This is a genomic window from Streptococcus mitis (assembly GCF_003942775.1).
Classification (GTDB): domain Bacteria; phylum Bacillota; class Bacilli; order Lactobacillales; family Streptococcaceae; genus Streptococcus; species Streptococcus mitis_CN.
The window spans coordinates 1-13715 of the sequence record NZ_RJNX01000002.1 but is presented as its reverse complement, the minus strand read 5'-3'; the positions used below and the strand labels follow the sequence as shown (position 1 = coordinate 13715).

13 protein-coding genes, 1 tRNA gene and 1 rRNA gene are annotated in these 13715 nt (G+C 35.5%); all 15 read left to right on the top strand.

The features are described from left to right. Positions 1-14: 14 nt before the first annotated feature. Entirely contained in the window at positions 15-1151 is a 1137-nt protein-coding gene (gene dnaN, locus D8848_RS02575; RefSeq protein WP_125443229.1) for a DNA polymerase III subunit beta, read from the top strand. A gap of 64 nt (positions 1152-1215) precedes the next feature. Further along, positions 1216-1410, top strand: a complete 195-nt coding sequence (locus D8848_RS02570; RefSeq protein WP_000285186.1) for a DUF951 domain-containing protein — start codon at positions 1216-1218, stop codon at positions 1408-1410. Between the two features lie 84 nt (positions 1411-1494). After that, positions 1495-2610 carry a redox-regulated ATPase YchF gene (gene ychF, locus D8848_RS02565; protein WP_001218721.1) on the top strand — a complete coding sequence of 372 codons (1116 nt, stop codon included), beginning with the start codon at positions 1495-1497 and terminating at the stop codon, positions 2608-2610. Positions 2611-2682: 72 nt separating this feature from the next. Then, positions 2683-3252 carry an aminoacyl-tRNA hydrolase gene (gene pth, locus D8848_RS02560; protein WP_000163938.1) on the top strand — a complete coding sequence of 190 codons (570 nt, stop codon included), beginning with the start codon at positions 2683-2685 and terminating at the stop codon, positions 3250-3252. Next, positions 3253-6756 carry a transcription-repair coupling factor gene (mfd, locus tag D8848_RS02555; protein ID WP_125443228.1) on the top strand — a complete coding sequence of 1168 codons (3504 nt, stop codon included), beginning with the start codon at positions 3253-3255 and terminating at the stop codon, positions 6754-6756. It begins immediately after the preceding gene. A gap of 57 nt (positions 6757-6813) precedes the next feature. Further along, positions 6814-7080, top strand: a complete 267-nt coding sequence (locus D8848_RS02550) for an RNA-binding S4 domain-containing protein (protein ID WP_001234978.1) — start codon at positions 6814-6816, stop codon at positions 7078-7080. Beyond that, entirely contained in the window at positions 7073-7441 is a 369-nt protein-coding gene (locus tag D8848_RS02545; protein WP_000041905.1) for a septum formation initiator family protein, read from the top strand. The genes D8848_RS02550 and D8848_RS02545 overlap by 8 nt, the downstream gene beginning before the upstream one ends. 4 nt (positions 7442-7445) lie before the next feature. Further along, positions 7446-7568: an SP_0009 family protein gene (locus D8848_RS10855; RefSeq protein WP_020902316.1), complete on the top strand. Its 123-nt coding sequence runs from the start codon at positions 7446-7448 to the stop codon at positions 7566-7568. Further along, a complete protein-coding gene (locus D8848_RS02540) occupies positions 7561-8829 on the top strand; it encodes a serine hydrolase (protein ID WP_125443227.1) in 1269 nt (422 codons plus the stop codon). Before D8848_RS10855 ends, D8848_RS02540 begins: the two co-directional genes overlap by 8 nt. Beyond that, the gene (gene tilS, locus D8848_RS02535; RefSeq protein ID WP_125443226.1) at positions 8826-10103 is read left to right on the top strand and encodes a tRNA lysidine(34) synthetase TilS; all 1278 of its coding nucleotides are present in this window, start codon (positions 8826-8828) and stop codon (positions 10101-10103) included. The genes D8848_RS02540 and tilS overlap by 4 nt, the downstream gene beginning before the upstream one ends. Positions 10104-10107: 4 nt before the next feature. Continuing rightward, positions 10108-10650 carry a hypoxanthine phosphoribosyltransferase gene (gene hpt, locus D8848_RS02530; RefSeq protein WP_000892178.1) on the top strand — a complete coding sequence of 181 codons (543 nt, stop codon included), beginning with the start codon at positions 10108-10110 and terminating at the stop codon, positions 10648-10650. 15 nt (positions 10651-10665) lie between these two features. Beyond that, complete coding sequence (gene ftsH, locus D8848_RS02525) at positions 10666-12624, top strand: ATP-dependent zinc metalloprotease FtsH (RefSeq protein WP_125443225.1); 1959 nt, start codon at positions 10666-10668, stop codon at positions 12622-12624. 120 nt (positions 12625-12744) lie between these two features. Then, entirely contained in the window at positions 12745-13224 is a 480-nt protein-coding gene (locus D8848_RS02520) for a sigma-70 RNA polymerase sigma factor region 4 domain-containing protein (protein ID WP_084923911.1), read from the top strand. Positions 13225-13315: 91 nt separating this feature from the next. Continuing rightward, a tRNA-Glu gene (locus D8848_RS02515) sits at positions 13316-13387 on the top strand. A 242-nt stretch (positions 13388-13629) separates the two neighbouring features. After that, a 16S ribosomal RNA gene (locus D8848_RS02505) occupies positions 13630-13715 on the top strand; the annotation flags it as partial.

Below are 13715 nucleotides of genomic sequence, written 5' to 3'. Positions count from 1 at the left end.
ATAAAGGAGAATCCATGATTCATTTTTCAATTAATAAAAATTTATTTCTACAAGCATTGAATACAACTAAGAGAGCTATTAGTTCTAAAAATGCTATTCCTATTTTATCAACCGTCAAAATTGACGTAACCAATGAAGGTGTTACTTTAATTGGTTCAAATGGTCAAATTTCAATTGAAAATTTTATTTCTCAAAAAAATGAAGATGCTGGTCTATTAATTACTTCTTTAGGTTCGATTCTTCTTGAAGCTTCTTTCTTCATCAATGTGGTATCTAGTCTACCTGATGTGACTCTTGATTTTAAAGAAATTGAACAAAATCAAATTGTTTTAACCAGTGGAAAATCAGAAATTACCCTAAAAGGAAAAGATAGCGAACAGTATCCACGAATCCAAGAAATTTCAGCAAGCACTCCTTTGGTTCTTGAAACAAAATTACTCAAGAAAATTATCAATGAAACAGCATTTGCTGCAAGTACACAAGAGAGTCGTCCAATTTTGACAGGTGTTCATTTTGTATTGAGTCAACACAAAGAGTTAAAAACAGTTGCAACAGACTCTCATCGTCTAAGCCAGAAAAAATTAACGCTTGAGAAAAATAGTGATGATTTTGATGTCGTGATTCCTAGCCGTTCTCTACGCGAATTTTCAGCGGTATTTACAGATGATATCGAAACTGTAGAGATTTTCTTTGCCAATAACCAAATCCTCTTTAGAAGCGAAAATATTAGCTTCTATACTCGTCTCCTCGAAGGAAACTATCCTGATACAGATCGTTTGATTCCAACAGACTTTAATACTACTATTACTTTTGATGTTGTAAACTTACGCCAGTCAATGGAACGTGCTCGTCTTTTATCAAGTGCTACTCAAAATGGTACTGTGAAACTTGAAATAAAAGATGGGGTTGTTAGCGCTCATGTTAACTCGCCAGAAGTTGGTAAAGTAAACGAAGAAATCGATACTGATCAGGTTACTGGTGAAGATTTGACAATTAGTTTCAACCCAACTTACTTGATTGATTCTCTTAAAGCTTTAAATAGCGAAAAAGTGACCATTAGTTTTATCTCAGCTGTTCGTCCATTTACTCTTGTGCCAGCAGACACTGATGAGGACTTCATGCAGCTCATTACACCAGTTCGTACAAATTAAGTGAAAGAGGTTGAGCCTGGCTCGCCTCTTTTATGATATAATCGAAAAAGAAAAGGAGAGTAGTATGTATCAAGTTGGAAATTTTGTTGAAATGAAAAAACCACATGCTTGCACAATCAAGTCAACAGGAAAAAAAGCTAATCGTTGGGAAATTACACGTGTAGGAGCAGATATCAAAATCAAATGTAGCAATTGTGACCATGTTGTCATGATGGGACGCTATGATTTTGATCGAAAAATGAATAAAATTATTGACTGAAAACCCTTAGTTAGAGGGTTAGCAAGTTTTCCCTTTTTGTGTTATAATATTAGGGATTGAAATGAAAACGGAGAATGAGAAAATATGGCTTTAACAGCAGGTATCGTTGGTTTGCCAAACGTTGGTAAATCAACACTATTTAATGCAATTACAAAAGCAGGAGCAGAGGCAGCAAATTACCCATTTGCGACGATTGATCCAAATGTTGGAATGGTAGAAGTTCCAGATGAACGCCTACAAAAACTAACTGAAATGATTACTCCTAAAAAGACAGTTCCAACAACATTTGAATTTACAGATATCGCAGGGATTGTAAAAGGAGCTTCAAAAGGAGAAGGGCTAGGGAATAAATTCTTGGCTAATATCCGTGAAGTAGATGCGATTGTTCATGTAGTTCGTGCTTTTGATGATGAAAATGTGATGCGCGAGCAAGGACGTGAAGACGCCTTTGTGGATCCACTGGCAGATATTGATACTATTAACCTAGAGTTGATTCTTGCTGACTTAGAATCAGTTAATAAGCGCTATATGCGTGTAGAAAAGATGGCACGTACGCAAAAAGATAAAGAATCAGTAGCAGAATTTAATGTTCTTCAAAAGATTAAACCTGTTCTTGAAGATGGAAAATCAGCTCGAACTATTGAATTTACAGATGAGGAACAAAAGGTTGTCAAAGGTCTCTTCCTGTTAACGACTAAACCAGTGCTCTATGTTGCTAATGTGGACGAGGATGTAGTTTCAGAACCTGACTCTATCGACTATGTTAAACAAATTCGTGAATTCGCAGCGACAGAAAATGCTGAAGTAGTCGTTATTTCTGCGCGTGCTGAGGAAGAAATTTCTGAGTTAGACGAAGAAGACAAGCAAGAGTTTCTTGAAGCACTTGGGTTGACAGAATCAGGCGTTGACAAGTTGACTCGTGCAGCTTACCACTTGCTTGGACTGGGAACTTACTTCACAGCTGGCGAAAAAGAAGTTCGCGCTTGGACCTTCAAACGTGGTATGAAGGCTCCTCAAGCAGCTGGTATTATCCACTCAGACTTTGAAAAAGGATTTATTCGTGCAGTAACTATGTCATATGAGGATCTAGTGAAATACGGATCTGAAAAGGCTGTAAAAGAAGCTGGACGCTTGCGTGAAGAAGGAAAAGAATATATCGTTCAAGACGGCGATATCATGGAATTCCGCTTTAATGTCTAAAAAAATTAATGAATAGTGTCAATTAGGTTGGAAAAAAATTCCAACCCTTTTGGCTTTTGAAAGGAAAAATAAATGACCAAATTACTTGTAGGCTTGGGAAATCCAGGAGATAAATATTTTGAAACAAAACACAATGTTGGCTTTATGTTGATTGACCAACTAGCGAAGAAACAGAATGTCACTTTTACACACGATAAGATATTTCAAGCTGACCTAGCATCCTTTTTCCTAAATGGAGAAAAAATTTATCTTGTCAAACCAACGACATTTATGAATGAAAGTGGAAAAGCGGTTCATGCTTTATTGACTTACTATGGTTTGGATATTGAAGATTTACTCATCATTTATGATGATCTTGACATGGAAGTTGGAAAGATTCGTTTAAGAGCAAAGGGATCCGCAGGTGGTCATAATGGTATCAAGTCTATTATTCAACATATTGGAACCCAAACCTTTAATCGTGTTAAGATTGGAATCGGAAGACCTAAAAATGGAATGTCAGTTGTTAACCATGTTTTGAGTACCTTTGACAAGGATGATTATATTGGTATTTTACAGTCTATTGACAAAGTTGACGATTCTGTAAACTACTATTTACAAGAGAAAAATTTTGAGAAAACAATGCAGAGGTATAACGGATAAATGTTAACCTTATTAGATTTATTCTCAGAAAATAATCAGATAAAAAAATGGCATCGAAATCTGACAGATAAGAAAAGACAATTAATGTTAGGCTTGTCAACTTCTACAAAAGCTTTAGCAATTGCTAGTAGTTTGAGACAGGAAGATAAGATTGTGTTATTGACGTCAACTTATGGAGAAGCAGAAGGACTTGTTAGTGATCTTATATCTGTCTTGGGTGAGGAACTTGTCTATCCATTTTTAGTAGATGACTCCCCTATGGTCGAGTTTTTGATGTCTTCACAAGAAAAAATCATTTCACGGGTTGAAGCCTTGCGTTTTTTGACTGATTCATTTAAGAAAGGGATTTTAGTTTGTAATATCGCAGCAAGTCGATTGATTTTACCGTCTCCCAATATATTCAAAGATAGTATTGTAAAAATAACAGTTGGTGAAGAATATGATCAACACACGTTTATCCATCAGTTAAAGGAAATAGGTTATCGCAAAGTTACGCAAGTACAAACTCAAGGTGAGTTTAGTATTCGAGGAGATATTTTAGATATTTTTGAGATGTCTCAGTTAGAACCTTTCCGAATCGAGTTTTTTGGTGATGAAGTAGATGGAATTCGGACTTTTGAAGTAGAAACACAATTATCAAAAGAAAATCAAACAGAACTCACTATCTTTCCAGCAAGTGATATACTTTTGAGGGAAAAGGACTATCTACGAGGGCAGTCAGCTTTAGAAAAGCAAATTTCAAAGACCTTATCACCAATTTTAAAATCATACTTGGAAGAGATTTTGTCAAGTTTTCATCAAAAACAAGTACATTCAGATAGTCGAAAGTTTTTATCTTTATGTTACGATAAAACATGGACTATATTTGATTATATTGAAAAAGATACACCAGTGTTTTTTGATGATTACCAAAAATTGATGAATCATTATGAAGCCTTTGAAAGAGAGTTAGCGCAATACTTTACAGAAGATTTACAGAATGGTAAATCATTTTCTGATATGCAGTATTTTGCAGATACAGAACAAACCTATAAAAAACAAAGTCCAGTTACCTTTTTCTCCAATCTCCAAAAAGGGTTAGGAAATCTCAAGTTTGATCACATTTATCAATTTAATCAATTTCCCATGCAGGAGTTTTTCAATCAATTTTCTTTTCTTAAAGAAGAAATTGAGCGATATAAAAAAATGGACTACACCATTATTCTGCAGTCTAGCAATTCAATGGGAAGTAAAACATTGGAGGATGTTTTAGAGGAATATCAGATTAAATTGGATTCCAGAAATAAGTCAAGCGTTTGTAAAGAATCTGTAAACTTAATCGAGGGTAACCTCAGACATGGTTTTCATTTTGTAGATGAAAAAATTCTCTTGATCACTGAACATGAGATTTTTCAAAAGAAATTGAAACGTCGTTTTCGAAGACAACATGTTTCAAACGCAGAGAGATTAAAAGATTACAATGAACTTGAAAAAGGAGATTACGTTGTTCACCATATCCATGGAATTGGTCAATATCTAGGGATTGAAACAATTGAAATCAAAGGGATTCACCGTGATTATGTCAGTGTTCAATACCAAAACGGGGATCAAATCTCTATCCCAGTGGAACAGATTCATCTACTTTCCAAATACGTTTCAAGTGACGGTAAAGCTCCTAAACTCAATAAATTAAATGACGGTCATTTCAAAAAAGCCAAGCAAAAAGTTAAGAACCAGGTAGAGGATATAGCTGACGATTTAATCAAACTTTATTCTGAGCGCAGCCAGTTGAAGGGTTTTGCTTTCTCAGCTGATGATGAGGATCAACATGCTTTTGATGATGCCTTCCCTTATGTTGAAACGGATGATCAACTTCGTAGTGTTGAGGAAATCAAGAGAGATATGCAGGCTTCTCAGCCAATGGATCGACTTTTAGTTGGGGATGTTGGTTTTGGAAAGACTGAAGTTGCTATGCGTGCAGCCTTTAAGGCAGTCAATGATCACAAACAGGTTGTCGTCTTAGTTCCGACGACGGTTTTAGCGCAACAGCACTATACGAATTTTAAGGAACGATTCCAAAATTTTGCAGTTAATATTGATGTATTGAGTCGCTTTAGAAGTAAAAAAGAGCAGACTGAAACACTTGAAAAATTGAAAAACGGTCAAGTTGATATTTTGATTGGAACCCATCGTGTTTTGTCAAAAGATGTTGTGTTTGCTGATTTGGGCTTGATGATTATTGATGAGGAACAGCGATTTGGTGTCAAGCATAAGGAAACCTTGAAAGAACTGAAAAAACAAGTAGATGTCCTGACCTTGACAGCAACGCCAATTCCTCGTACCCTTCACATGTCTATGTTGGGAATCAGAGATTTGTCTGTTATTGAAACTCCGCCGACTAATCGTTATCCAGTGCAAACCTATGTTTTAGAAAAGAATGATAGTGTGATTCGTGATGCTGTATTGCGTGAAATGGAACGTGGAGGTCAAATTTACTATCTTTACAATAAAGTTGACACAATTGACCAGAAGGTTTCAGAATTACAGGAGTTGATTCCAGAGGCTTCGATTGGGTATGTTCATGGGCAAATGAGTGAGATTCAGTTAGAAAATACTCTACTGGATTTCATTGAAGGTCAGTATGATATTTTGGTGACAACTACCATTATTGAGACAGGGGTGGACATTCCAAATGCCAATACTTTATTTATTGAAAATGCGGACCATATGGGCTTGTCAACCTTGTATCAGTTAAGAGGAAGAGTCGGTCGTAGTAATCGTATTGCTTATGCCTATCTCATGTATCGTCCAGAAAAATCAATCAGTGAAGTCTCCGAGAAGAGATTAGAAGCGATTAAAGGATTTACAGAATTGGGCTCTGGATTTAAGATTGCAATGCGAGATCTTTCGATTCGTGGAGCAGGAAATCTTTTAGGAAAATCCCAGTCTGGTTTCATTGATTCTGTTGGTTTTGAATTGTATTCGCAGTTATTGGAGGAAGCTATTGCTAAACGACATGGTAATGGGAACACAAGAACCAAAGGGAATGCTGAGTTGATTTTACAAATTGATGCCTATCTTCCTGATACCTATATTTCTGATCAACGACATAAGATTGAAATTTACAAGAAAATTCGTCAAATTGACAACCGTGCCAACTATGAAGAGTTACAAGAAGAGTTGATGGACCGCTTTGGAGAGTACCCAGACGTGGTAGCCTATCTTTTAGAGATTAGTTTGGTTAAGTCTTATCTTGACAAGGTCTTTGTTCAACGTGTGGAAAGAAAAGATAATAAGATTACAGTACAATTTGAAAAAGTCACTCAGCGATTGTTTTTGGCTCAAGATTATTTTAAATCTTTATCCGCAACGAATTTAAAAGCAGCCATAGCTGAGAATAAGGGATTAATGGAAGTTGTATTTGATATCCGAAACAAGAAGGACTATGAAATTTTAGAAGATCTGCTCATTTTTGGAGAAAGTTTATTAGAGATAAAAGAATCAAAGGAAGCAATTTCCATTTAACATTTTTCTTCTATAAAAGGGATAAAAATGGTACAATAATAATTTGAGGTAATAAAAATGAGACTAGACAAATATTTAAAAGTATCAAGAATTATCAAGCGTCGTACAGTCGCAAAAGAAGTAGCAGATAAAGGCAGAATCAAGGTAAATGGAATCTTGGCCAAAAGTTCAACGGATTTGAAAGTTAATGACCAAGTTGAAATTCGTTTTGGAAATAAGTTGCTACTTGTAAAAGTACTGGAGATGAAAGATAGTACAAAAAAAGAAGATGCAGCAGGCATGTATGAAATTATCAGTGAAACACGGGTAGAAGAAAATGTCTAAAAATATCGTACAATTGAATAATTCTTTTATTCAAAATGAGCACCAACGTCGTCGCTATCTGATGAAGGAACGACAAAAACGTAATCGTTTCATGGGTTGGGTTCTTATTTTGATGATTTTATTGTTCATTTTACCAACTTATAATCTTGCCCAAAGCTATCACCAATTACTCCAAAGACGTCAACAGTTATCAGACTTGCAAACTCAGTATCAAACCTTGAGTGAGGAAAAGGAGAAAGAGACAGCTTTTGCTACAAAGTTGAAAGATGAAGATTACGCTGCTAAATACATGCGTGCAAAATATTATTATTCTAAGAATCGGGAAGCTGTTTATACGATTCCTGACTTGCTCCCAAGGTGATAAAATGGAAAATTTATTAGACGTAATTGAGCAATTTTTGAGTCTATCGGATGAAAAACTAGAAGAGTTGTCTGATAAAAATCAACTATTGCGTTTACAAGAAGAAAAGGAAAGGAAGAATGCGTAAATTCTTAATTATTTTGTTGTTACCGAGTTTTTTGACCATTTCAAAAGTCGTTAGCACAGAAAAAGAAGTAGTCTATACTTCAAAAGAAATTTATTACCTTTCACAATCTGACTTTGGTATTTATTTTAGAGAAAAATTAAGTTCCCCTATGGTTTTTGGAGAAGTTCCTGTTTATGCGAATGAAGATTTAGTAGTGGAATCTGGAAAATTGACTCCCCAAACAAGTTTTCAAATAACCGAGTGGCGCTTAAATAAACAAGGAATTCCGGTATTTAAGCTATCAAATCATCAATTTATAGCTGCGGACAAACGATTTTTATATGATCAATCAGAGGTAACTTCAACAATAAAAAAAGTATGGTTAGAATCTGATTTTAAACTGTACAATAGTCCTTATGACTTAAAAGAAGTGAAATCATCCTTATCAGCTTATTCTCAGGTATCAATCGATAAGACTATGTTTGTAGAAGGAAGAGAATTTCTACATATTGATCAGGCTGGATGGGTAGCTAAAGAATCAACTTCTGAAGAAGATAATCGGATGAGTAAAGTCCAAGAAATGTTATCGGAAAAATATCAGAAGGATTCATTTTCTATTTATGTTAAGCAACTGACTACTGGAAAAGAGGCTGGTATCAATCAAGATGAAAAGATGTATGCAGCTAGTGTTTTAAAACTACCTTATCTCTATTATGCGCAAGAAAAAATAAATGAGGGTCTTTATCAGTTAGATACGACTGTAAAATACGTATCTGCAGTCAATGATTTTCCAGGTTCTTATAAACCAGAGGGAAGTGGTAGTCTTCCTAAAAAAGAGGATAATAAAGAGTATTCTCTAAAAGATTTAATTACGAAAGTATCAAAAGAATCTGATAATGTAGCTCATAATCTATTGGGATATTACATTTCAAATCAATCTGATGTCACATTCAAGTCTAAGATGTCTGCTATTATGGGAGATGATTGGGATTCAAAAGAAAAATTGATTTCTTCTAAAATGGCTGGGAAAGTCATGGAAGCTATTTATAACCAAAATGGATTTGTATTGGATTCTTTGACTAAAACAGATTTTGATAATGAGAGAATTGCCAAAGGTGTTTCTGTTAAAGTAGCTCATAAAATTGGAGATGCGGATGAATTTAAGCATGATACGGGTGTTGTCTATGCAGATTCTCCATTTATTCTTTCTATTTTCACTAAAAATTCTGATTATGATACGATTTCTAAGATAGCCAAGGATGTTTATGAGGTTCTAAAATGAGGGAACAAGATTTTTTAAATCATTTTCTCAAGAAGGGATATTTCAAAAAGCATGCTAAGGTGGTGCTAGCTCTTTCTGGTGGATTAGATTCTATGTTTCTATTTAAGTTATTATCTACCTATAAAAAAGAGTTAGAAATTGAATTGATTCTAGCTCATGTGAATCATAAGCAGAGAGTAGAATCAGATTGGGAAGAACAGGAATTAAGGAAGTTGGCTGCTGAAGCAGAGCTTCCTATTTATATCAGCAATTTTTTAGGTGAATTTTCAGAAGCCCGTGCTCGACATTTTCGTTATGATTTTTTTCAAGAGGTCATGAAAAAGACAGGTGCGACAGCCTTAGTCACTGCCCACCATGCTGATGACCAGGTGGAAACGATTTTGATGCGATTGATTCGAGGTACTCGTTTGCGCTATCTATCAGGAATTAAGGAGAAGCAAGTAGTCGGAGAGATAGAAATCATTCGGCCCTTCTTGAATTTTCAAAAAAAAGACTTCCCATCAATTTTTCATTTTGAAGATATATCAAATAAAGAAAATCATTATTTTCGAAATCGTATTCGAAACTTTTATTTACCAGAATTAGAAAAAGAAAATCCTCGATTTAGAGATGCAATCTTAAGCCTCGGCAATGAAATTTTAGATTATGACCTAGCCATAGCTGAATTATCAAAGAATATTGATGTAGAAAATTTAGATCAGCTATTGTCTTACTCTGAGTCGACACAAAGAGTTTTACTTCAAACTTATCTGAATCGTTTTCCAGATTTGAATCTTACAAAAGCTCAGTTTGAAGAAGTTAGACAAATTTTAAAAACTAAAAGCCAGTATCGTCATCCGCTTAAAAATGGTTATGAATTAGTAAAAGAGTATCAACAGTTTCGGATTTGTAAAATCAGTCCTCAGTCTGATGAAAAGGAAGATGAACTTGTGTTACACTATCAAAATCAGGTATCTTACCAAGGTTATTTATTTTCCTTTGGACTTCCTTTAGAAGGTGAATTAATTCAGCAGGTACCTGTTTCACGGGAAACATCAATACACATTCGTCATCGAAAAACAGGAGATTTTTTGATTCAAAATGGGCATAGAAAAAAACTCAGACGTCTATTTATTGATTTGAAAATCCCTATGGAAAAGCGAAAATCAGCTCTGATTATTGAGCAATTTGGTGAAATTGTCTCAATTTTGGGAATTGCAACCAGTAATTTGAGTAAAAACACGAAAAATGATATAATGAACACTGTACTTTATATAGAAAAAATAGATAGGTAAAAAAATGTTAGAAAACGATATTAAAAAAATCCTTGTTTCACACGATGAAATTACAGAAGCTGCTAAAAAATTAGGTGCTCAACTCACTAAAGACTATGCAGGAAAAAATCCAATTTTAGTTGGGATTTTAAAAGGATCTATTCCTTTTATGGCTGAATTGGTCAAACATATTGATACACATATTGAAATGGACTTTATGATGGTTTCTAGCTATCATGGTGGAACAGCAAGTAGCGGTGTCATCAATATCAAGCAAGATGTGACTCAAGATATCAAAGGAAGACATGTTCTATTTGTAGAAGATATTATTGATACAGGTCAAACTTTGAAGAGTTTAAGAGATATGTTTAAAGCAAGAGAGGCTGCTTCTGTTAAAATTGCAACCTTGTTGGATAAACCAGAAGGACGTGTTGTAGAAATTGAGGCAGACTATACCTGCTTTACTATCCCAAATGAGTTTGTAGTAGGTTATGGTTTAGACTACAAAGAAAACTATCGTAACCTTCCTTATGTTGGAGTATTGAAAGAAGAAGTGTATTCAAATTAGAAAGAACAATTTTTAATGAAAAAACAAAATAATGGTTTAATTAAAAATCCTTTTCTATGGTTATTACTTATTTTTTTCCTAGTCACAGCTTACCAGTATTTTAGTACAGGTAGTGTTGCAGGGAAAAGTGAGCAAATTAATTATACAGAATTGGTAAAAGAAATTACCGATGACAATGTAAAAGAATTGACTTACCAACCAAATGGCAGTGTTATCGAAGTTTCGGGTGTCTATAAAAATCCTAAAACAAGTAAAGAAGAAACAGGTATTCAGTTCTTTTCTCCTTCTGCTACAACAGTAGAGAAATTTTCAAGTATTATTCTTCCTTCAGATACTACAGTATCAGAATTGCAAAAACTTGCTTCTGACCATAAAGCAGAAGTAACTGTTAAGCATGAAAGTTCAAGTGGTATGTGGATTAATATTCTTGTATCCATTGTGCCATTCGGTATTCTATTCTTCTTCCTATTCTCTATGATGGGAAATATGGGAGGAAATAATAGCCGTAACCCAATGAGTTTTGGACGTAGTAAGGCTAAAGCTGCAAATAAAGAAGATATTAAAGTAAGATTTTCAGATGTTGCTGGAGCTGAGGAAGAAAAACAAGAACTAGTTGAAGTTGTTGAATTCTTAAAAGATCCAAAACGATTTACAAAACTTGGAGCCCGTATTCCAGCAGGTGTTCTTTTGGAGGGACCTCCGGGAACAGGTAAAACTTTGCTTGCTAAGGCAGTCGCCGGAGAAGCAGGTGTTCCATTCTTTAGTATCTCAGGTTCTGACTTTGTAGAAATGTTTGTCGGAGTTGGAGCTAGTCGTGTTCGTTCTCTTTTTGAAGATGCCAAAAAAGCAGCACCAGCTATCATCTTTATTGATGAAATTGATGCTGTTGGCCGTCAACGTGGAGTTGGTCTCGGCGGAGGTAATGACGAACGTGAACAAACCTTGAACCAACTCTTGATTGAGATGGATGGTTTTGAGGGAAATGAAGGAATTATCGTCATCGCTGCTACAAACCGTTCAGATGTACTTGATCCTGCCCTTCTGCGTCCAGGTCGTTTTGATAGAAAAGTATTGGTTGGTCGTCCTGATGTTAAGGGCCGCGAAGCAATCTTGAAAGTTCACGCTAAGAACAAGCCTTTAGCAGAAGATGTTGATTTGAAATTAGTGGCTCAACAAACCCCAGGTTTTGTTGGTGCTGATTTAGAGAATGTATTGAATGAAGCGGCTCTAGTTGCTGCTCGTCGCAATAAATCGATAATTGATGCTTCAGATATTGATGAAGCAGAAGATAGAGTTATTGCTGGTCCTTCTAAGAAAGATAAGACAGTTTCACAAAAAGAACGTGAATTGGTTGCCTACCATGAGGCTGGACATACCATTGTTGGCCTAGTCTTATCGAATGCCCGTGTTGTTCATAAGGTTACAATTGTACCAAGAGGTCGTGCAGGTGGTTACATGATTGCACTTCCTAAGGAAGATCAAATGCTTCTATCTAAAGAAGATATGAAAGAGCAATTGGCTGGCTTAATGGGTGGACGTGTAGCCGAAGAAATTATCTTTAATGTCCAAACTACAGGAGCTTCAAACGACTTTGAACAGGCGACACAAATGGCGCGTGCAATGGTTACAGAGTACGGTATGAGTGAAAAACTTGGTCCAGTTCAATATGAAGGAAATCATGCTATGTTTGGTGCACAAAGCCCTCAAAAATCAATTTCAGAACAAACAGCTTATGAAATTGACGAAGAGATTCGTTCATTATTGAATGAGGCACGAAATAAAGCTGCTGAAATTATTCAGTCAAATCGTGAAACTCACAAGTTGATTGCAGAAGCACTATTGAAATACGAAACATTGGATAGTACACAAATTAAATCTCTTTATGAAACAGGAAAGATGCCTGAAACAGTAGAAGAGGAATCTCATGCACTATCTTATGATGAAGTAAAGTCAAAAATGAATGACGAAAAATAACCCCAAGAGAGGCGTGTCCTCTCTTTTTTGTGCAGTTGAGGCGGTGTAGGGAACAGAATGGGGGAAATGGGACAAAAGTGTTTCTGAATCTGTTAAACTGTATCTAGAAAGGGGAACGTTATGTTTAAAGAATTGTATAAAGAAGTCCAGGGGATTGTATATAAGTGTAGAAATGAATATTACCTTCATTTATGGGATCTATCGGATTGGGACCAAGAGGGGATGATTTGCTTACATGAATTGATTAGTAGAGAAGAAGGAATAGTAGAAGACATTCCTCGTTTAAGAAAATATTTCAAAACTAAGTTCCGTAATCGAATTCTAGACTATATCCGTAAGCAAGAAAGTCAAAAACGAAGATATGATAAAGAACCGTATGAAGAAGTAGGTGAGATTAGTCATCGTATCAGTGAGGGAGGTCTGTGTCTAGATGATTATTATCTCTTTCATGAGACACTAAGAGATTATAGAAGTAAACAAAGTAAAGACAAACAAGAAGAGTTAGAACGGGTCCTAAGACATGAACGCTTCCGAGGGCGTCAAAGAGTATTAAAAGACTTACGTATTGTGTTTAAGGAGTTTGATATCCGTACTCGGTAAGAAGCTATGCAAAAAAAAGAAAAAAACAGAAAAAGTTGTTGACAAAAAATAAAAAGCCTGTATAATAGTAAGAGTTGAAAATAACAACTCTGGTCCGTTGGTCAAGGGGTTAAGACACCGCCTTTTCACGGCGGTAACACGGGTTCGAATCCCGTACGGACTATGGTATGTTGCGGTTGAGGCACTTGATGAAAAAAGATTAAAAAAGTTTCAAAAAAGTGTTGACAAGCGAAAGCACCTGTGATATACTAATATAGTTGTCGCTTGAGAGAAGCAAGTGACAAAGACCTTTGAAAACTGAACAAGACGAACCAATGTGCAGGGCACTACAACTAAGGTTGTAGTACTGAACAATGAAAAAAACAATAAATCTGTCAGTGACAGAAATGAGTGAGAACTCAAACTTTTAATGAGAGTTTGATCCTGGCTCAGGACGAACGCTGGCGGCGTGCCTAATACATGCAAGTAGAACGCTGAAGGAGGAGCTTGCT

What these genes read in the sequence shown, in the direction of transcription:
- D8848_RS02520 (WP_084923911.1), top strand. Translation starts at nt 12,745, where the DNA reads ATGTTTAAAGAATTGTATAAAGAAGTCCAGGGGATTGTATATAAGTGT.
- D8848_RS02540 (WP_125443227.1), top strand. Translation starts at nt 7,561, where the DNA reads ATGCGTAAATTCTTAATTATTTTGTTGTTACCGAGTTTTTTGACCATT.
- D8848_RS10855 (WP_020902316.1), top strand. Translation starts at nt 7,446, where the DNA reads ATGGAAAATTTATTAGACGTAATTGAGCAATTTTTGAGTCTATCGGAT.
- D8848_RS02545 (WP_000041905.1), top strand. Translation starts at nt 7,073, where the DNA reads ATGTCTAAAAATATCGTACAATTGAATAATTCTTTTATTCAAAATGAG.
- tilS (WP_125443226.1), top strand. Translation starts at nt 8,826, where the DNA reads ATGAGGGAACAAGATTTTTTAAATCATTTTCTCAAGAAGGGATATTTC.
- mfd (WP_125443228.1), top strand. Translation starts at nt 3,253, where the DNA reads ATGTTAACCTTATTAGATTTATTCTCAGAAAATAATCAGATAAAAAAA.
- dnaN (WP_125443229.1), top strand. Translation starts at nt 15, where the DNA reads ATGATTCATTTTTCAATTAATAAAAATTTATTTCTACAAGCATTGAAT.
- ychF (WP_001218721.1), top strand. Translation starts at nt 1,495, where the DNA reads ATGGCTTTAACAGCAGGTATCGTTGGTTTGCCAAACGTTGGTAAATCA.
- hpt (WP_000892178.1), top strand. Translation starts at nt 10,108, where the DNA reads ATGTTAGAAAACGATATTAAAAAAATCCTTGTTTCACACGATGAAATT.
- ftsH (WP_125443225.1), top strand. Translation starts at nt 10,666, where the DNA reads ATGAAAAAACAAAATAATGGTTTAATTAAAAATCCTTTTCTATGGTTA.
- D8848_RS02570 (WP_000285186.1), top strand. Translation starts at nt 1,216, where the DNA reads ATGTATCAAGTTGGAAATTTTGTTGAAATGAAAAAACCACATGCTTGC.
- pth (WP_000163938.1), top strand. Translation starts at nt 2,683, where the DNA reads ATGACCAAATTACTTGTAGGCTTGGGAAATCCAGGAGATAAATATTTT.
- D8848_RS02550 (WP_001234978.1), top strand. Translation starts at nt 6,814, where the DNA reads ATGAGACTAGACAAATATTTAAAAGTATCAAGAATTATCAAGCGTCGT.